Raw genomic sequence first — 19,040 nt, forward strand, 5'->3', positions numbered from 1 at the left:
CTCGAACGTTCGGCTGAGTACGACGGAGTACGAAGAACGGGGCAGTGATGCGCAGGACGAACAGGATCATCCGGATACCCAAGTCGCCCGACCGTCCCACGACGACACCCCGCTCCCGCACGGCGCTGAGGGCCGCCGCCGCGCTCGCCGCGGGTGTGCTCGCGGTCTCGCTCACCGCCTGCGGAGGCGACGACGACAGCGGTGACAACGACAAGGGCGGCGGGACCGGCGACACCGGCACCACCGTCACCCTGCCCGACCTGAAGGGCGAGAGCCTGGAGGTCGCCGCCGTGTGGACCGGCGCCGAGCAGGAGAACTTCAAGAAGGTCCTCGCCGAGTTCGAGAAGCGCACCGGCGCCGAGGTGACCTTCGTGCCGGCCCAGGACCCGATCATCAACTTCCTCGGTTCGAAGATCGCGGGCGGTGCCCCGCCGGACGTGGCGCTGCTGCCGCAGCCGGGCGCCATCAAACAGGCCGTGGAGAAGGGCTGGGCCAAGCCGCTGGGCGCGGCGGCCACCAAGGAGCTCACCGAGAACTACGCGCAGGCCTGGCAGGACATCGGCAAGGTCGACGGCAAGCAGTACGGCGTCTACTACAAGGCCGCCAACAAGTCGCTGATCTGGTACAACGCCCAGGTCTTCGAGAACGCCGGCGCGACCGAGCCCACGACATGGGACGAACTGCTCACCACCGCGCAGACGGTGTACGACTCCGGGGTCACGCCGTTCTCGGTCGGCGGCGCCGACGGCTGGACGCTGACCGACTGGTTCGAGAACGTCTATCTGTCCCAGGCGGGGCCGGAGAAGTACGACCAGCTGGCCCGGCACGAGATCAAGTGGACGGACCCGTCCGTCAAGGAGGCCCTGACCACGCTCGCCGGGATCTGGGGCAAGAAGGACTATGTCGCGGGCGGCGCGTCCGGTGCCCTGCAGACGGAGTTCCCCGCGTCGGTGACCCAGACCTTCACCGGCGGCGACCAGCCCAAGGCCGGCATGGTCTACGAGGGCGACTTCGTCCAGGTCAACATTGCCGAGACCGAGGCGGAGGTGGGCACGGACGCCAAGGTGTTCCCGTTCCCGGCGGTCGGGGACGCCCCGCCCGTGGTGTCCGGCGGCGACGCGGCGGTGATCCTGGAGGAGTCCGAGGCGGCGCAGGCGCTGGCCACCTTCCTCGCCTCCCCGGACGCGGCGGGCATCCAGGCGAAGCTGGGCGGCTACCTCTCGCCCAACAAGAACGTGCCGAACTCCGCGTACCCCAACGAGGTGCAGCAGAAGATGGCCAAGGCACTGATCGACGCCGGTGACGACTTCCGCTTCGACATGTCCGACCAGGCCCCGCAGGCCTTCGGCGGCACGCCGGGCAAGGGCGAGTGGAAGGCGCTGCAGGACTTCCTGAAGAACCCGAAGGACATCGCGGGGGCGCAGGCGCGGCTGGAGGCCGACGCGGCCGCGGCGTACGGGAACTGATCCGGCGATGGCGTCGGACACGGCGGCGGGGGCCCCGAAGAGGACCCCCGCCGCTCCGAAGTCGCGCAAGAGCGTCACCGGCACCCGGAGAACGGTCGCGGCGCTGTTCCTGCTGCCCGCCCTCGTGCTGCTCGGTGCGCTCGTGGTCTACCCGATCGGGTACTCCGTCGTCCGCAGTTTCTACGACCAGTCCGGCGACGGTTTCGCCGGGTTCGACAACTACCAGGCGCTGTTCACCGACGACGGCATCCGCACCGCCCTGAAGAACAACATCATCTGGGTGGTGTTCGCGCCCACGGTCGCCACCGCGCTCGGTCTGATCTTCGCGGTACTGACCGAACGGGTGCGCTGGGGCACGGCGTTCAAGCTGGTCGTCTTCATGCCGATGGCGATCTCGATGCTGGCGGCCGGCATCATCTTCCGCCTCGTGTACGACCAGGACCCGGACAAGGGTGTGGCGAACGCGGTGTGGGTCGGGGTGCACGACACCTTCGCCGAGTCGTCGGCGTTCCCCAAGGCACACCCGGGCCGTGAGTCGCCGCTGGAACCGGCCGGCGGGGGCGCGTTCATCACCCGGGACACGGTGAGCGCCGGTGACACGGTCACGCTGCCGCTGGTCGGTGTCGCCCCGGACCTGATGCCGGACGGCGCGAAGCCCGCGGCGGCGGCGAAGCCGGAGGACGACCGGATCACCGGCACCACCTGGCAGGACTTCACCCGGGGCAAGGGTGTCGGGGCGCTGAACCAGGTCGACGCCTCCGAGCTGGGCTATCCGGGGATGCGGATCGAGGCCGTCAGGGACGGCGAGGTGGTGGAGACGGCGACGGCCGGCGACGACGGCACGTTCTCGCTGTCCTCGAAGGCCGACGGGGCACACCTCCGGCTGCCGGCGAGCAACTTCGCGGCACCGTACAACGGGCTGGACTGGCTCGGCCCGTCGCTGGTCACACCGGCCATCATCGGCTCGTACATCTGGATGTGGGCGGGCTTCGCGATGGTGCTGATCGCGGCCGGGCTCGCGGGGATGCCCCGGGAGCTGCTGGAGGCCGCGCGGGTGGACGGGGCGAACGAGTGGCAGGTCTTCAGACGGGTCACGGTGCCCCTGCTGGCGCCGGTCCTCGCGGTGGTCACCGTCACCCTGATGATCAATGTGCTCAAGGTGTTCGACCTGGTCTTCATCATCGCCCCGGGCTCCTCCCAGGACGATGCCAACGTCCTGGCGCTGGAGCTGTACCGCCAGGGCTTCTCCGCGGACCAGCCGGGCATCGCGAGCGCCATCGCGGTGTTCCTGCTGCTGCTGGTGATCCCGGTGATGTGGTTCAACGTCAGGCGGCTGCGGCGGGAGGTCAGGCGATGAACCGGCGTCGACCGAGTGACTGCCGGGGGTCCGGGGGTCGCCCCCCGGGCGGGCACAGCAACGTCAGGCGGCTGCGGCGGGAGGTCAGGCGATGAGTGCCACCAAGGCGGCCGCACCGGCCGTCCCCCCTGTCAGGGCCGAACAGTCGCTCGGTTCGCGGCTCTCCCAGTGGGTGAGCGGCGGTCTGGTCCGTGTGTTCCTGATCGTCGTCGGCCTGTTCTGGCTGGTCCCGACGTTCGGGCTGCTGCTGGCCAGTCTGCGCACCCCGCGGGACATGGCCGCCGACGGCTGGTGGACGGTGTTCACCGAGCCTTCGCAGCTCACCTTCGACGCCTACGGGACACTGCTGAAGAACGACGACATCACCGGTTCGCTGCTGAACACGGCGTACATCACGGTGCCGGCGACCGTGCTGGTGGTGGTGATCGGCTCACTCGCGGGCTACGCCTTCGCCTGGATGGAGTTCCCCGGCCGTGACTGGTGGTTCCTGGCGGTGGTGGGGCTGCTGGTGGTGCCGGTGCAGGTGGCGCTGATCCCGATCGCCGAACTCTTCGGTTCGCTGGGCATCTTCGGTTCCCTGACCGGTGTGGTCCTCTTCCACGTCGGCTTCGGACTGCCGTTCGCGGTGTTCCTGCTGCGGAACTTCTTCGCGGAGATCCCGAGGGAGCTGCTGGAGGCTGCCCGGCTGGACGGCGCGGGCGAACTGCGGCTGTTCGTACGGGTCGTGATGCCGCTCGCCGGGCCGGCGATCGCCGCGCTCGGCATCTTCCAGTTCCTGTGGGTGTGGAACGACATGCTGGTCGCGCTGATCTTCACCGATTCGGGGAGCCAGCCGATCACGGTCGCCCTGCAGACCCAGGTACGGCAGTTCGGCAACAACATCGACGTCCTGGCGCCGGGCGCGTTCATCTCGATGGTGGTTCCGCTGGTCGTGTTCTTCGCGTTCCAGCGGCAGTTCGTCACCGGCGTGATGGCAGGGGCGGTCAAGTAGCAGACAGCGCGACAAAGTTGAAGGGGCGGACCGGTGAGGTCCGCCCCTTCGTGTGACGGACGTCCCCCGGATGCCGCAGGGCGCGTAACCAAGTCGGCCCAGCGGCCGTTGCCGGGCAGAACGCCCGCACCGACCGTTGGATGCCCCTTGCCCAGGTTCAGTGTCATTGTCCCCGCGTACCAGGTCCAGGCGTATCTGCACGCGTGCCTGGAGTCGGTGCTGTCGCAGTCGTATCCCGATCTCGAACTGATCGCCGTCGACGACTGCTCACCGGACGCCTGCGGCGCGGTGATCGACGAGTTCGCTGCCCGGGACCCGCGGGTACGGGCGGTGCACCTGCCGGAGAACACGGGCCTGGGGCGGGCCCGCAACGCGGGGATGGAGCGGGCGACCGGCGACTACCTGGTGTTCCTGGACGGCGACGACACCCTCACCCCCGACGCGCTGCTCGCCCTCGCCGACCGGCTGAAGGAGACCGGCGAACCGGACGTGCTGGTCTACGACTACGCGCGCACCTACTGGGCGGGTGAGGCCGTGCGCAACCGGGTCGCCGCCGAGCTCACCGAGAACGGCCCGGCGCCGTTCCGGCTCGCCGACCGACCGGGGCTGCTGAACCTGCTGATGGTGGCCTGGAACAAGGCCTACCGGCGGGAGTTCGTCCTGAGCGCGGGCCTGGCCTTCCCGCCCGGCTACTACGAGGACACCCCGTGGACGTACCCGGTCCTGATGACGGCGGAGTCGATCGCCACCCTGGACCGGGTGTGCGTGCACTACCGGCAGCGGCGGGCCGGCTGCATCCTGCGCACCACCACCGACCGGCACTTCGACGTCTTCGATCAGTACGACCGGGTCTTCGCGTTCCTCGACGGGCGCCCCGAACTGGAGCGCTGGCGGCCGGTGCTGTTCCGCCGCATGGTCGACCACCTGGTGACGGTGTACACACGGCGGGACCGGCTGCCGCGCGGTTCGCGGGCCGCGTTCCTGCGCCGGGCCCGCGCCCACTACCGGCGTTACCGGGCACCCGGCGCGCCCGTTCCGCCGCGCGCCCGCGTCCACCACACGCTGGTCCGTCTCGGGCTGCACCGCACCTACCGGGCGCTGCGGCTGGCGGCGGCCGCGCGCCGCAGGGCGGCCCGGCTCACCGGGCGGCTCCTGTGCGGTCTGCGCCGTGCCGCCCTGCGCGGGCATTACCGGTTCCAGCGGCTGCTCCCGCTGCGCGCCGGCCATGTCCTGTTCACCGCCCACGCCGGCCGCGGCGGTGACCCGGGGGCCCTGGAGTCCGCGGTGCGCGACCTCGCCCCGCGGCTGCGCACCGCCTGGGTGTCCGGTCCGGAGCACCACCACACCCTCGCGCCGGGCACCCGCCGCCTCCTCCCCGGCACCGCCGCCCACTGGACGGCGCTCGCCCGGTCCCCGTATCTGGTGACCGACACCGACACCGAACCGGGCCTGGTCAAACGCGGGGGCCAGATCCTCGTCCGGGTCCAGCGGGGCACCCCGCTCGGACATGAGGGCCTGGACCTCCAGGAACGTCCGGCGGCGGCCCGGGACACCGACTTCGCCCGGCTGCTGGCGGACGTCGACCAGTGGGACTACGTCGTCTCCGCCGACCGCCACTCCACGCTGACCTGGGAACGCGTGTTCCCCGGCCGCTACACCACGCTGGAGTACGGCAGGCCGCGCACCGACCGGTTCCACACGGCGACCGGAGCGGACGTCGCCGCACTGCGGAAGTCGCTGGGCATCCCGCCGGGCGCGGTCGCGGTCCTGTACGCGCCGGCCCGCCGCGACTACCTCCGCACCCAGCCCCGGCTGCTCGACCTGGAGCGCGTGGCGCGCCGGCTCGGCCCGCGGTTCGTCGTCCTGGCCCGCGGCCACCACCCGCGGCAGGGGCCGCTGGAGGCCGCCTCCGACCGGGTCCTGGACGTGAGCGGGCATCCGGACCTGACCGCGCTCTGCCTGGCCTCGGACGCCCTGGTCACGGACTTCTCCCCGCTGATGTTCGACTACGCGGTGCTGGACCGGCCGGTCGTCCTGCACGCCGACGACTGGGAGGCGTACGAGGCGGCCCGCGGCCTCTACTTCGACCCGCGGTCGGTGCCGCCGGGCGCGGTCGCGGGCAGCGAGGACGATCTGATCGACATCTTCGCCTCCGGCCACTGGCGCGGCGCCCGCTCCGCCCTGCTGCGCGCGGCCTTCCGCGACCGCTTCTGTCCGCACGACGACGGCCGGGCCGCCGAACGGGTCGTACGCCGGGTCCTGCTCGGGGAGGGCTCCGTCCCCCCGGTCGTCCCCCTGGACGAGCGCCGCCCGGCACCGCCGGCCGCCGCCGCGCCCGGCACACCACCGCCCGACACACCGCCGGTCGGCACCGCACCGCTCGGCACGCCGCCGCTCGCCTCGCCGCCGCTCGCCTCTCCGCCGGCGCCGCGGCAGTCGGCGCCCCGGCAGTCGGCCGGACTGCTGGCCGTCACCGACGGCGGCTGACCGTCGTTCCCCTCAGGGGGCCCCCGGCCCGTCCACCCCGCGAGGTCGTCCCCCGCCCCCGGTCCCGTCCACCCCTCGGGAGTTCCCATGCCCCCCGGCCCGTCGCGGCCCGCCCCGGCCCGGCCGCCGGCCGACGCCCCGCGGGACGGCCCGGCCGGCGCCCCGCACGCCGACGCGTCCGGCGCCACACCGTCCTCTACGGAAAGAGCAGCACGCCCACCCCTAGGGAAAGAGCAGCATGCCCCGCTTCAGCATCATCGTCCCGTCCCACGGGGTCGCCGGCCGGCTGGGCCAGGCGCTGGACTCGGTCCTCGCCCAGGCCTTCGGTGACTTCGAGCTGATCCCGGTCTGCGACGCGCCCGGGTCACCGGCGGCCGACGTGGCCGCCCGGCACGCCGAGCGGGACTCGCGGGTGGTTCCGGTGCACGCACCTCCGGAGCAGGGACTGGCGGGGGCGCGCAACGCCGGGATGCGGGCGGCGAACGGGACGTATCTGCTGTTCCTCGACGGCGACGACGTGCTGGTCCCGGGCGCGCTGGCCGCTCTGGACGCGCGCCTGGCGGACACCGGCGACGTGGACGTGCTGCACTTCGAGCACGAGCGGGTGCCCTGGTGGGAGAGCGAGTCCGCCAACCCGGCCGCGCCGCTGCTGGCGAACACCCCGGACGGCGCCTTCGCCCCCGCACGCGCCCCTCACCTCACGGGTGTGCGCCTCCCGGCGTGGAGTGCGGCCTGGCGCCGCGCGTTCGCCGCCGAGCAGTGCCTGGCGTTCCCGCCGGGGCACTTCACGGACATCGGCTGGGGCGGGCTCGCGATGCTGGGCGCCGAGCGGGTGGCGGTGCTCCGCGCGGTGGTCGTACGGCATCTGGTGCGCCGGCAGGGCAGCCGGCTGAACCTGCCCGGCGGGCACCACGCCGAGCTGCTGGACCAGGCCGACCTGGTGCTGGCCCGCGCCGCCGACCTGGAGGTGTCCGCCGACCGGTCGGGCCCCTTGTTCGAGCAGCTGTTCGCCGCCGTGCTGAAGACGGCCGCACACCCCCGGCGGCTCCCCTCGGACCGCCGTGCGTTCTTCCGCCGCGCGAGCGCCCTGTACCGCCGTCACCGCCCGGCCGGGTTCCGGCCCCCGCGCGGCAGCCTGGGCGTGCAGCACCGGCTGCTGGCGGCCGGTTCCTACCCGGCCTTCGCCGCCCTGCGCCTCGCCCGGCGCGCTGCGGCCGGGGCGGCGGCGACGGTACCGGTGCCCCGGGGGCTGCGCACCCGGCTGCTGTACGCGGCGCAGCTGCGCCGCCCGCTGGATCCGCACCTCGCCGTGTACTGCGCGTACTGGGGCCGCGGCTACGCCTGCAACCCGGCCGCGATCCACCGCGCGGCCCGCGCACTCGCCCCGCACCTCCGCTCGGTGTTCCTGGTGGAGGCCGACCAGGCGCACACCGTGCCGGAGGGCGTCGAGTACGCGGTCATCGGCAGCCGGCGCTACTGGCAGGTGCTGGCCCGCGCCACGTACTTCGTGAACAACGCCAACTTCGCGGAGGGCGTCGTCAAACGCCCCGGCACCGTCCACCTCCAGACCCAGCACGGCACCCCGCTGAAGACCATGGGCGTCGACCAGTCCACGTACCCGGTGGTGGCGGCCGCCACGGGCAGCTTCACCAAGCTGCTCGGCCGGGTCGACCGCTGGGACTACAACCTCTCCTCCAACCCCCACTCCACGCGCGTGTGGGAGCGCGCCTTCCCCGGCTCCTACGAGCAGCTGGAGTACGGCTATCCGCGCAACGACGCGTACCTGACGGCAGGCGCCGACGACGTGGCCCGGATCCGCGCCGGGCTGGGCGTCCCGGAGGGCGCGCGGGCCGTGCTGTACGCGCCGACCCACCGCGACCACCACACCGGCTTCGAACCGGGCCTCGACCTGGAGGCGTTCTGCGAGGCGGCCGGCGAGGACGTGGTGGTGCTGCTGCGCGCCCACTACTTCTACGACCGGGGCGCGCGCGGGAGCACCGGCCGGATCAGCCGGGTCATCGATGTATCCGCGCACCGCTCCTCGGAGGACGTGTGCCTGGCCGCCGACGCACTGATCACCGACTACTCGTCGATCATGTTCGACTACGCCAACCTGGACCGCCCCATCGTCGTGTACGCCGACGACTGGGACGTCTACCGGGAGACCCGCGGGGTCTGCTTCGACCTGATGGCCGGCCCGCCGGGACCGGTCGCGCGCACGCCCGACGAGCTGGCCCGGGTGTTCCGCGACGGCTCGTACGCGGACGCGGAGTCGGCCGCGCTGCGAGCCCGTTTCCGGGAGCGGTTCTGCGCCTTCGACGACGGGCGGGCCGCCGAACGCGTCGTACGCCGGGTGCTGCTCGGTGAGCCGCCCGAGGCGCTGCCGCCCGTGATCCCGCTCGCGGAGCGTGTCCCCGCTCCCGCCGCCGCCCCCCTGGTGAGGAGCTGACGTGCCCCGCTTCAGCGTCATCGTCCCCGTCCACAAGGTGCAGGGATATCTGCACGCCTGTCTCGACTCGGTGCTCGGACAGTCGTACCGCGACATCGAGGTGATCGCGGTCGACGACCGCTCCCCCGACGGCTGCCGGGCGATCCTCGACGCCTACGCGGCCCGTGACGAACGCGTCCGGGTGCTGCACCTGCCGGAGAACGTGGGCCTCGGGCAGGCCCGTAACGCCGGGATGCCGCTCGCGACGGGCGACTACCTGTTCTTCCTGGACAGCGACGACACCCTCACCCCCGGCGCGCTGCGCGCCCTGGCCGACCGCCTCGACGAGGCAGGCGACCCGGACGTGCTGGTCTTCGACTACGCCCGCACCTACTGGTGGGGCGGCACCCGCCGCAACGCGCTGGCCCGTGTCCTGGCGGAGAACGCCGGCGGGACCTTCACCGCGGCCGAGCGGCCGGAGATCCTCGACCTGCTGATGGTGGTCTGGAACAAGGTCTACCGCCGCGACTTCGTCGGGCGGGAGGGCTTCACCTTCCCGCCCGGCTACTACGAGGACACGCCCTGGACGTTCCCGGTGCTGCTCAGCGCGGAGCGCGTCGCGGCCCTGGACCGGATCTGCCTGTACTACCGGCAGCGCCGCCGGGGCAGCATCCTGTCCACCACCAGCCGCAGGCACTTCGACGTCCACGAGCAGTACGCGCGGGTGTTCCGGTTCCTCGACGCCCGCCCCGCGCTGGCGCACTGGCGGCCCGTCCTGCACGCCAAGATGGGCGAGCACTGTCTCGACATCCTCTCCAAGCCGGACCGGCTGCCGCCGTCCGACAAGGCCGAGTTCTTCCGCCGTACGGCCGACATGTTCCGGGCCCACCGGCCGGAGGGGGCACGGGTCCCCGCCCCGCTGCGGGTGCTGGAGGGCGGTTACGCCGGCTACGTACTGCGGCGCCGGGCGGAGCGGGCGGGCCGGGACCTGGCGCGCCGGGCCCGGCAGGCGCGCACCGCGACGGCGGCGCGGGCCGTGGCGGTCCGGTCGTCGCTGCGCCGCCCGCTGGACCCGGACCTCGCCGTGTACTCGGCGTTCTCGCACCGGGGCGTCCTCGGCGACCCCGCGGCGATCCACCGCGCGGCGCGTGAGATCGCCCCCCACCTCAGGGGCGTATGGGTGCTGGCCGACGAGGAGCGGGCGGCCGCGCTGCCGCCGGACACCGAGTACGTGCTGCTGGACTCCCCCGGCTACCGCAGGGTGACCGAGCGGGCCACGTACTTCGTCAACAACGTCAACTGGTCGGGCGCGCTGGTGAAACGTCCGGGGAGCGTGCACATCCACACCCATCAGGGCACCCCGCTGAAGTTCATGGGCGCCGACCTGCTCGGCAAGCCGGGCGCCCGGCAGGGCTTCGACGTGCCGCAGATGCTGCGCCGGGCCGACCGCTGGGACCACAGCCTGGTCGCCAACCGGCACTCCGAGCTGGTGTGGGAGCGGGCGTACCCCTGCCACTTCGCCTCGCTGCGCAGCGGCAGCCCCCGCAACGACGTCCTGGCCGTCGCGGGCCCGGACAGCGGCCGGGAGGTCCGGGCCCGGCTCGGGGTGCCGGAGGGGGACACGGTGGTGCTGTACGCCCCCACCCGCCGCGACTACCGCAGGGACGGGCTGGTGGAGCGGATCGACCTGGCCCGGTTCGCCGCCGACCTGGGCGCGGGCCACACCCTCGTGGTCCGGCTGCACCCCTCGCTCGCCGACGGCCCGGCCCGCGGTCTCGGCCTCGCCGAGCTGCACCGGCGGGGCGTGCTCGTCGACGCCACCGACGAGCCGGAGGCGCAGGACGTGCTGCTCGCCGCCGACGCCCTGGTCACCGACTACTCGGCCCTGATGTTCGACTACGCCAACCTGGACCGGCCGATCGTCGTGTACGCCGACGACTGGGACGCCTTCCGGGCGAGCCGCGGCGCCTACCTCGACATCACCGCCGAGGCGCCGGGACATGTGGCGCGCTCCTACCGGGAGCTGGCGTGGCTGTTCGACTCCGGCACCTGGCGGGACGAGGAGGCGGCGCGGCTGCGCTCCGCCTTCCGGGAGCGGTACTGCGAATTCGACGACGGCCGGGCAGCCGAGCGGGTGGTGCGCGCCCTGATGCTGGGCGAACCCGTGCCGGAGCACTCGCCGGACCCGGCCAGGCTGCCCGCCCAGGCCGCGGGCCGTGGCCGGCTGGCCCCGTCGTGAGGCCGCGCACCTGGGTACTGCTCCTGGCCGCCGTGTTCGCCGTGCTGCAACTGGCGAACGTCTCCGGCCGGGACACCCCCGACAGCAAGAACTACCTGTCGTACGCGCTGAGCCTGAGCGGCGCCGGCAAGCGGGAGGCCGCGGCCGTCACCATCGACCACTACTGCGCGGGCCGGGCGGCGATGGCCCACCGCGAGCAGAACGTGAACGTGGTGCGCTTCCACGCCCCGGACCCCGCACCGCGGGTCATGGAGGAGTGCCGCGAGCGGGAGTGGCGGGCGGTGGAGGCACGGCTGGCGGCCGGTGAGACCGGCGGGCACACCGTGCCGTTCATGTCCGAGCGGTTCATGCGGATCTTCGAGGTGCGTCCCGGCTATCCGGTGTTCCTGGTGCCGTTCGTCAGCCTGTTCGGTGCGACCTGGGGTCTCTGGGCGGCGGGCGTGGTGATCACCTGTGCCGGCGGGGCGCTGGCCTTCCTGGTGCTGCGCGCCCTGGCGGTGCCGGTACCGCTCGCGCTCACCGGGCAGGCGCTGTTCCTCGCCCTGCCGTGCGGGACCACGGCGATGCGCCCGATGGCGGAGGGGCTGCTGCTGGCCCTCACGCTGGCCGCGCTGTGGGGCTGCGCGCTGGTGCTGGAGGGGGGCGGCAGAAGGCGGGCCGGCATCGGGCTGGTGTGCGCGGCGCTGCTCGCGCTGTTCACCGTGAAGCACTCCCAGGCGCTGTTCCTCGGGCTCTGTCTGGCGGGCGCGGGCGCGGCGGTCGCGGTACGGCGCCGGTGGCGGGGGGTGCCTGTGGGGCGCGGGGTGGCGGCGCTCGCGTGGACGGGGTGCGCGGGGACGGTGGGGACGGTCCTGGCGGCCCGGCTGCTGGACTGTCCGTCGGTGTCGGAGAGCGTGCAGGACCTGCTGACCGACCACTTCGCCCGCCCCGACCGGGAGCGCCCCTGGGCGGAGTTCTTCCAGCTCCAGGGGAACTTCTGGATGGAGTGGCTGCGGCGGCGGCTGTGGGAGCCGCTGTTCCTGGCGGCGGTGGCCGCCGGGGTGCTGGGCGCGCGGCGGCGGCCGGCGTTCGGCGCCTTCCTGGTCGCCGCCGCCTGTACCGGGTTCCTCAACCAGGCCGGGCATCCGGACATCAACATCTGGGGCGACCGGCTGATCACGCTGGCCTGGCTGCTTCCGGTGCTGGGGGTGCCGCTGCTGCTGGAGCCGGTGGTGCGGCGGGTGGTGGTGCCGGTGCGGGAGGTGCCACCGGCGGAGCCGGTGCGCTGAGCGGCCCGCCGGCGCCCCGACGCCGGTGGGTCACTCGAAGAGGTGACTTGAGGTCATGCCCGTGATCTCTCCGGGAACATACGGCAGATGTCTCGCATGCACTCGTTCCCCGTCACCCGATGAGCGCCGGAGTCCTCGTACGGCGGACCGTGGACGGTGCCACGGCGCTGCGCGGCGGCGGGGCCCGGCGCCCCACGCCGTACCTGCTCTTCGGCTTCCTGTTCTGGCTGGTGATGTCGCTGGCGTACTGGGCGGTGCCGCTGTGCTGCGACGCCGGGCAGCACGCGGCCGTCGTCGAACGCCTCAAGGACGATCTGCTGCGGCCCCGGCACCCGATGGCGGACCTGCCGGGCGCGGGCAGCCCGTACTACTCGCCGTTCGCCCTGGCGCAGGGCGTGGCCGCCCGGCTGACCGGTCTCGGCGGCTGGGAGGTGCTCAGGCTCACCGGGCCGCTGAATCTGCTGGTGCTGCTCACCGGGATCGGCCGTTTCGTGCGGGTGCTGACCCCGCGTCCCTGGGCGCCGGTGCTGGCGCTGGCGGCGATGACGCTGCTGTGGGGAGTGGAGCGGGCCTGGTGGAGCGGCTATCTGAACCTGATGTCGATGACGGGCAATCTCGCCTATCCGTCGGCGTGCGCGATCGGGCTGGCCTTCTGGGCCTGGGCGCTGACGGGGGCGCGGGCCCGGGACGCCGGGACCGTGCGGTTCGTGGGGCCGGGCGGGCTGCGCCCGCTGCCGGGGTACGCGGCGCTGGGCGCGCTGTACGGGCTGATCCTGCTGGTGCATCCGATCACGGCGGTCGCGGCGGCGCTGGGGGCGGCGGCGCTGGTCGGCGGGTGGCAGCGGGGCTGGTCGGCGGCGGTCGCCGGGCGGTGGGCGCTGACGGGCGGGGTGGCGCTGCTGGTGGCCGTCTGCTGGCCGTACTTCGACGTCTTCGCGCTGGCCGGGGACGGCAGCGTGGACGCGATGCACCGGCGGCTGTATCTGGATCTGCCCGCCCAGTTCGGGCTGGCGCTGCTGGGACTGCCGGTGCTGTGGCTGCGGGCACGGCGCACCTCGTGGCGCGACCCGCTGGTGCTGATGTTCGCGGCGGACTGCCTGGTGGTGGCGTACGGCTGGGTGAGCGGCCACTACACCTACGGCAGGGTGCTCGGGCTGACGCTGGTGCCGTTGCAGTTCGCGCTCGCGGTGGAGCTGGCGGCGCCCCGGCCGTGGCCGGTGTGGCGGCGGCTGCTGGGCGGGGCCGCGGCCGCGGGGGCCTGTGCCGGGTTCCTGACGGTGCACGCCGGGGCGGTGGTGCCGCCCGCGGTGGATCCGGTCGGCTTCGAACAGCCGCCCGACTGGCCGTCGTACGACTGGGCCGCGCGGTACATCGGTCCGGGCGAGGTGGTGATCACGGACGGCTATCACGCCGTCCACGCGATCGCCGGTTACGGGCCGAACCTGGCGGCGCCCGCCTGGCCGGACGCCGCGCTGGACGAACCGGAGCGGCTGCGGCGGGCGGCCGATGTGCGCGCGTACCTGGATCCCGCCTCGACCCGGGCCGAGCGCGTCACGATCGCCCGCCGGTACCACGCGCGCTGGGTGCTGCTGACGCCCTGGCAGCGGGTGCCCGAGGAGGCGGTGGTGGTGACGTGGAGCCGGCGGACGGGGGAGGTGCTGGCGCGGGTCGGGGGGTGAAGCGCGCCGCGTCCGTGGCATCCGTGGCGTCCGTGGCGTCTGCCGGGACTACTCGATGACGAGGTCGACGGGGATGTTGCCGCGGGTCGCGTTGGAGTAGGGGCAGACCTGGTGGGCCTGCTCGACCAGCTTGCGGCCGGTCGCCTCGTCGAGGCCGTCGGGCAGTTCGACGCGCAGGGTCACGGCGAGCGCGAAGCCCTCGCCCTGCTTGCCGAGGACCACCTCGGCGGTCACCGCGGCCTCGCTGACGTCGACCTTCGCCGCCCGGCCGACCACGCCGAGGGCGCTGCCGAAGCAGGCCGCGTAACCGGCGGCGAAGAGCTGCTCGGGGTTGGTGCCCTGCCCGCTGCCGCCCAGCTCCGCGGGGGCGCCGAGGCCGAGGTCCAGCTTGCCGTCGGAGGTGACGGCGCGGCCCTCACGGCCGTGGGTGGCGGTGGCGACGGCGGTGTAGAGCGCGTCCATGGGGAGACCCCTCCTGGGTGATGACCGGGCCGGGGCCCTGATGGGCTCCGGCCGCCTGACGAGCTCAAGTAGAGCACGCAATTAAATTGTGCGCAACCAAATGGTCCGCAGAGCTACCCTGGAGGCATGACAGCCACTCCGAACCCGCCCGCGACGCCCCCGCTGCCGGGCGCCACGGACGACTGGCTCCGCCTCGACGGGCAGATCTGCTTCAGCCTGCACGCCGCCTCCCGCGCCTTCAACGGCGTCTACCGGGTCGTACTCAGGGATCTCGGTCTCACCTATCCGCAGTACCTGGTCATGCTGGTGCTGTGGGAGCACGGCACGCTGCCCGTGAAGAGGCTCGGCGAGTACCTGCGACTGGACTCCGGAACGCTGTCCCCGCTGCTCAAGCGGCTGGAGACGTCCGGCCTGGTGCGCCGGGAGCGCAGCGCGCGCGACGAGCGGTCGGTGGAGGTCCGGCCCACCGGGGAGGGCACCGCGCTGCGCGAGCGGGCCGCGGAGGTGCCGCGCCGGATCCTGGCCGCGACCGGCTTGGGGGGTGACGAGCTCCGCTCCCTGAGCGCCGGTCTCCACGCGCTGACCGAGGCCCTGGACCGGGCGGCGGCCGAAGGGGTGTAGCTCCCGGCCCCCTCCACACCGTACGGACGCGCACCGCCCACGGGTGCGCGTACGCGTTCCGGAGTACGTCCGGGGGCATGCCGGCACAGCCCCGGCGCCCGCCCCGCCCGTCCCGCCCGTCCGGCCGCCATGGCGCAGGCGGGAACGCGTGAACGCCCCGCCGCGCCCCCCGGGGCCCTCGGCCACCGCAGGTTGCCCGCGTCCGCGAGGGCGAGGGGCCGGGCGGCCGACGGCTGCGCCCGGGAGCGGCCTCGCGCGGACGGGCGGCGCCCCGCGGCCTTCCGCAGGACCGCGGAGCCGCGCCGGGGTATGAAGGGGTGCAGGAACGACAAACGGTTCATAGCACCGCAAGGACGCCATGCGCCCCCACCGCCCCCAGGCCTCCGTCGTCGTCATCGGCCATGACGACGCCGCCCACGTGTCCGACGCCGTGCGCTCGGCGCTCGCACAGGGTCCCGCCGTGCGCGAGGTCGTCGCCGTGGACGACTGCTCGACGGACGGCAGCGCGGACCTGCTGGACCGGCTGGCCGACGACGAGCCCCGGCTGCGGGTGATCCGGCTCCCCGTCAACAGCGGCGGCTGCGGCACCCCGCGCAACACCGGGCTGGACGCCGTGACCGCGCCCCACGTGATGTTCCTGGACAGCGACGACGTCCTGCCGCCCGGCGCGGCCGACGCGCTCCTCGCCGCCGCCACCCGGGCGGACGCGCAGGTCGCGGGCGGTCTGTGCGTCCGCCGGGAGCTGCCGTCGGGCCGCGAGGTGCCGTGGGAGCCCGGCCTGTACGCCTCCCCCGCGGTTCTCGCCCACCCGGCGCGCCGCCCGCGACTGGTCCACGACACCCTCTGCGTCAACAAGCTCTACGCCACGGGCTTCCTGCGCGACCACGGCATCCGCTTCCCCGAGGGCCGGTTCCGCTACGAGGACATCGTGTTCACCGCGCGGGTGTGGGCCGCCGCCCCGCGCGTCGCGCTCGTCCCCGACCGGGTGTACGTCTGGCACGTCCGCCGCTCCGCCCGGCAGCTGTCGATCTCGCTGGACCGCGCGGGCATCGGCAACTGGCATTCCCGCACCCTCGCGTGCCGCACCGCCCACGGGATTCTGCTGGACGCCGGGGAGAAGGTCCTGGCGCGCCGGGCACGGGCCAAGTTCCTCGACCGCGAACTGCGCATGTACGCGCGTGAGCTGCTGTCGCGCGACGAGGAGTACCGGCGGGCGTGGTGGGCGCACACCCGGGCGTTCCTCGCCGAGTACGACGCCGCCGACCTGGCCCGCGACCCGGTCGCCCCGGGACGGCTGACCGCGCGGGTCGTCCTGGCCTCTCCCGAGCCGCGCGACCTGCACCGGCTGCGGGAGCTGGCGGCCCGGCCGGCCCGGCTCCGTCCGCCGTACGCCCGCGCGGCGGACGGCACCGCGTGCTGGTCGTCCGACCTGCCCGAGGTCACGCTGGAGGCCCTGTCGGCCCGCCCCGCGCCCCTGCTCCCGCTCGCCGTGGACGCGGAACTGCGCCCCCGCGCACGCCGTCTGCGGCTGCGCCTGCACGAGCTGTACGGCGGGGTCGCGCGGGCGGGCCCGAGGGAGGTGGAGGTGGAGTGGCGCCACCGGGACCGGGCCGGGGTGACGGTGCGCCGCACGGTGCCGCTGCGGGTGTCGTCCGCCGGGAACACCTGGACGGCGCAGACCCCCGTCCACCCGGAACGGCTGGCGTCCCTCGCCCCGGGCGCCTGGGACCTGCGGCTGCGGCTGCGCTTCCGGGACGGCTCGACCCGGCGCGTCACGGCCCACGCCCTCGCGGGGCCGGGCCTGCTGCGCCGCGACGCGCTGCCGAGCCTCCGGCACGGCGTGGTCCTGGTCCATCCGTACGCCACCCACTCCGGCTCCCTCGCCCTCCGCGTGGCGGCCGGCCTCCGCGGAATCGCCCCCGTACTCCACGGCCGGCTGCGGCGCCTGCCGCACTGATCCCCGGTACGGCCATCACTCCCGTGGTCCGGGCCCCGCGTGCCCCTGCCCCGCTCGGGGACCGGGCGCTCCGGGCACCGGACCTGGAGGAGACGGCCCACGGCCATCCACCTGGGGGAAGCACGGCTCCCCAGGCAACCGGGTGCTCCGCACGGGAGCTGGGGGAGCCGGCCGCGCGGGTGGTCGGCGTGCCGGAGGCGGCCGGCTGACACCGCCGGCTGTCAGAGCGCCTTCAGGGCCGCGGTCGTCGCCCTCGCCAGGGCGGCCAGGTAGTCCTTGGGCAGTCCGGGGTTGCGGATGACGACCGAGCGCCAGTAGAGCGGGCCCGAGATGAGGTCGAGGGCCAGGGCGTGGTCGGTGCCGGGGCGGAGTTCGCCGCGTGCCTCCGCCGCGGTGACGATGCCCTTGGCCACCCCGTCCTGACCTTCCCTGAGTGCCTTCTGCAGGGCCTCGGCGATGTCGGGGTTGCGGGCGGCCTCGGCCTGGAGGTCGGGGAGGATCTGCGAGGCGACGGGGTGCCGCAGGGCGCGGGAGGTGACCTCGTACAGCAGGCGCAGGTCGCTCTCCAGGGAGCCGGTGTCCGGGGCGGGCAGTCCCTGGACGGCGATCGCGGACACCAGGTCGAGGACCAGGTGCAGTTTGGAGCGCCAGCGGCGGTACACCGCGGTCTTGCCGACGCCCGCGCGGCGCGCGATCCCCTCGATCGACATCCGGGCGTAACCGACGGCGGCGAGTTCCCCGAAGACGGCCGCGCGGATGGCCTCCGTGACGTCCTCCCGCAGCACGGCGGCACCGGCGGGCGCCCGGCGGCGCCGACGCGGCTGCGGCTCGTCTGCGTTCGTCGTCATACGGACCAGCATAGGCCGCCACCGTAGCGACGAGACGGTTGCGTTCCGACGTGCATTCGACCTACGCTTCCGAGACGACGATACGGTCCCGTCCCGACGTCGGCCGCCATTGCCCACCCCTCCCCTAGCGAAAGCAGCGGATGTGAGTCAGGCCCTCCACACACCGCCCCCCACACCGGCCGGTCGTCCACCGGCCGAGGGGGACCTCGCGGCCCTCGCCGCCCAGTACGGCCTCACGGTCAGCGGTGCCCGGCCGTCACTCGGCGAGTACGTCCGTCAGCTCTGGGGGCGGCGGCACTTCATCGTCGCCTTCTCCCGGGCGAAGCTCACCGCCCAGTACAGCCAGGCCAAGCTCGGTCAGCTGTGGCAGGTGGCGACGCCGCNGCCCAGTACGGCCTCACGGTCAGCGGTGCCCGGCCGTCACTCGGCGAGTACGTCCGTCAGCTCTGGGGGCGGCGGCACTTCATCGTCGCCTTCTCCCGGGCGAAGCTCACCGCCCAGTACAGCCAGGCCAAGCTCGGTCAGCTGTGGCAGGTGGCGACGCCGCTGCTGAACGCGGCGGTGTACTTCTTCATCTTCGGGCTGCTGCTCGGCGCCCGCAGGGGCATCCCCAGCGATGTGTACGTGCCGTTCCTGGTGACGGGTGTGTTCGTGTTCACGTTCACGCAGAGCTCGGTGCTGGCGGGTGTGCGTGCCATCTCCGGCAATCTGGGGCTGGTGCGGGCGCTGCACTTCCCGCGGGCCTCGCTGCCGATCTCCTTCGCGCTCCAGCAGCTCCAGCAGCTGCTGTTCTCGATGATCGTGCTCGTGGTGATCATGCTGGCCTTCGGGAACCTTCCCGCGCTGTCCTGGCTGCTGGTCGTGCCCGCGCTGGCGCTGCAGTTCGTGTTCAACACCGGTCTCGCGCTGGTCTTCGCGCGGATGGGCAGCAAGACGCCGGACCTGGCGCAGCTGATGCCGTTCGTGCTGCGTACCTGGATGTACGCCTCGGGCGTGATGTTCAGCATCCCGGCGATGCTGCAGGACAAGGACGTCCCGCTCTGGGTCAGTGACCTGCTGCAGTGGAACCCGGCCGCGGTCTACATGGACCTGGTGCGCTTCGCGCTGATCGACGACTACGGCTCCTCGTACCTGCCCCCGCACGTGTGGGCGTTCGCGCTGGGCTGGGCACTGCTGGCCGGCGCGGCCGGATTCGTCTACTTCTGGAAGTCCGAGGAGAGGTACGGCCGTGGCTGAC

The 19,040-nt window shown here is 73.7% G+C and carries 13 protein-coding genes; 11 read left to right on the top strand and 2 right to left on the bottom strand.

The annotated features are described in order from the left end of the window. Positions 1–47 precede the first annotated feature (47 nt). The 8 genes from HTV45_RS19525 to HTV45_RS19560 all read left to right on the top strand — a co-directional run bounded on the left by HTV45_RS19525 (position 48) and on the right by HTV45_RS19560 (position 13,915). On the top strand, positions 48–1,466 hold the full coding sequence (locus tag HTV45_RS19525) for an ABC transporter substrate-binding protein (RefSeq protein ID WP_215207095.1): 1,419 nt from the start codon (positions 48–50) through the stop codon (positions 1,464–1,466). 7 nt (positions 1,467–1,473) lie between these two features. Then, positions 1,474–2,823 (top strand): carbohydrate ABC transporter permease, encoded by a 1,350-nt coding sequence (locus tag HTV45_RS19530; protein WP_215207096.1) that lies wholly within the window; start codon positions 1,474–1,476, stop codon positions 2,821–2,823. Positions 2,824–2,914: 91 nt separating this feature from the next. Next, on the top strand, positions 2,915–3,814 hold the full coding sequence (locus HTV45_RS19535) for a carbohydrate ABC transporter permease (RefSeq protein WP_215207097.1): 900 nt from the start codon (positions 2,915–2,917) through the stop codon (positions 3,812–3,814). 147 nt (positions 3,815–3,961) lie between these two features. Further along, positions 3,962–6,301 (top strand): bifunctional glycosyltransferase family 2 protein/CDP-glycerol:glycerophosphate glycerophosphotransferase, encoded by a 2,340-nt coding sequence (locus tag HTV45_RS19540; RefSeq protein WP_215207098.1) that lies wholly within the window; start codon positions 3,962–3,964, stop codon positions 6,299–6,301. Positions 6,302–6,539: 238 nt separating this feature from the next. Next, positions 6,540–8,750, top strand: coding sequence for a bifunctional glycosyltransferase family 2 protein/CDP-glycerol:glycerophosphate glycerophosphotransferase (locus HTV45_RS19545; RefSeq protein WP_215207099.1), 2,211 nt, complete (start codon positions 6,540–6,542; stop codon positions 8,748–8,750). A 1-nt stretch (position 8,751) separates the two neighbouring features. After that, a complete protein-coding gene (locus HTV45_RS19550; protein WP_215207100.1) occupies positions 8,752–10,968 on the top strand; it encodes a bifunctional glycosyltransferase/CDP-glycerol:glycerophosphate glycerophosphotransferase in 2,217 nt (738 codons plus the stop codon). After that, a complete protein-coding gene (locus HTV45_RS19555) occupies positions 10,965–12,236 on the top strand; it encodes a hypothetical protein (RefSeq protein WP_215207101.1) in 1,272 nt (423 codons plus the stop codon). The genes HTV45_RS19550 and HTV45_RS19555 overlap by 4 nt, the downstream gene beginning before the upstream one ends. Before the next feature lie 119 nt (positions 12,237–12,355). Then, a complete protein-coding gene (locus HTV45_RS19560; RefSeq protein ID WP_215207102.1) occupies positions 12,356–13,915 on the top strand; it encodes a hypothetical protein in 1,560 nt (519 codons plus the stop codon). A 48-nt stretch (positions 13,916–13,963) separates the two neighbouring features. Here HTV45_RS19560 and HTV45_RS19565 read toward each other — a convergent pair whose 3' ends face one another. Beyond that, positions 13,964–14,377, bottom strand: coding sequence for an organic hydroperoxide resistance protein (locus HTV45_RS19565; protein ID WP_215207103.1), 414 nt, complete (start codon positions 14,375–14,377; stop codon positions 13,964–13,966). Positions 14,378–14,503: 126 nt separating this feature from the next. Between HTV45_RS19565 and HTV45_RS19570 the strand changes: the two genes are divergently transcribed. After that, on the top strand, positions 14,504–14,998 hold the full coding sequence (locus HTV45_RS19570; RefSeq protein WP_215207104.1) for a MarR family winged helix-turn-helix transcriptional regulator: 495 nt from the start codon (positions 14,504–14,506) through the stop codon (positions 14,996–14,998). A gap of 358 nt (positions 14,999–15,356) precedes the next feature. Further along, positions 15,357–16,955, top strand: coding sequence for a glycosyltransferase family 2 protein (locus tag HTV45_RS19575; protein WP_215207105.1), 1,599 nt, complete (start codon positions 15,357–15,359; stop codon positions 16,953–16,955). A gap of 221 nt (positions 16,956–17,176) precedes the next feature. Here the strand turns inward: HTV45_RS19575 and HTV45_RS19580 are convergent, their stop codons facing one another. Continuing rightward, positions 17,177–17,815 carry a TetR/AcrR family transcriptional regulator gene (locus HTV45_RS19580; RefSeq protein ID WP_215207106.1) on the bottom strand — a complete coding sequence of 213 codons (639 nt, stop codon included), beginning with the start codon at positions 17,813–17,815 and terminating at the stop codon, positions 17,177–17,179. Positions 17,816–18,166: 351 nt separating this feature from the next. Here HTV45_RS19580 and HTV45_RS19585 point away from each other — a divergent pair, with 351 nt between their 5' ends. Further along, entirely contained in the window at positions 18,167–19,039 is an 873-nt protein-coding gene (locus tag HTV45_RS19585) for an ABC transporter permease (protein WP_215207107.1), read from the top strand. Position 19,040 lies beyond the last annotated feature (1 nt).

Source organism: Streptomyces sp. CHD11, from assembly GCF_018638295.1.
GTDB lineage: Bacteria > Actinomycetota > Actinomycetes > Streptomycetales > Streptomycetaceae > Streptomyces.

What these genes read in the sequence shown, in the direction of transcription:
- HTV45_RS19525 (WP_215207095.1), top strand. Translation starts at nt 48, where the DNA reads ATGCGCAGGACGAACAGGATCATCCGGATACCCAAGTCGCCCGACCGT.
- HTV45_RS19530 (WP_215207096.1), top strand. Translation starts at nt 1,474, where the DNA reads ATGGCGTCGGACACGGCGGCGGGGGCCCCGAAGAGGACCCCCGCCGCT.
- HTV45_RS19535 (WP_215207097.1), top strand. Translation starts at nt 2,915, where the DNA reads ATGAGTGCCACCAAGGCGGCCGCACCGGCCGTCCCCCCTGTCAGGGCC.
- HTV45_RS19545 (WP_215207099.1), top strand. Translation starts at nt 6,540, where the DNA reads ATGCCCCGCTTCAGCATCATCGTCCCGTCCCACGGGGTCGCCGGCCGG.
- HTV45_RS19560 (WP_215207102.1), top strand. Translation starts at nt 12,356, where the DNA reads ATGAGCGCCGGAGTCCTCGTACGGCGGACCGTGGACGGTGCCACGGCG.
- HTV45_RS19565 (WP_215207103.1), bottom strand. Translation starts at nt 14,377, where the DNA reads ATGGACGCGCTCTACACCGCCGTCGCCACCGCCACCCACGGCCGTGAG.
- HTV45_RS19570 (WP_215207104.1), top strand. Translation starts at nt 14,504, where the DNA reads ATGACAGCCACTCCGAACCCGCCCGCGACGCCCCCGCTGCCGGGCGCC.
- HTV45_RS19575 (WP_215207105.1), top strand. Translation starts at nt 15,357, where the DNA reads ATGCGCCCCCACCGCCCCCAGGCCTCCGTCGTCGTCATCGGCCATGAC.
- HTV45_RS19580 (WP_215207106.1), bottom strand. Translation starts at nt 17,815, where the DNA reads ATGCTGGTCCGTATGACGACGAACGCAGACGAGCCGCAGCCGCGTCGG.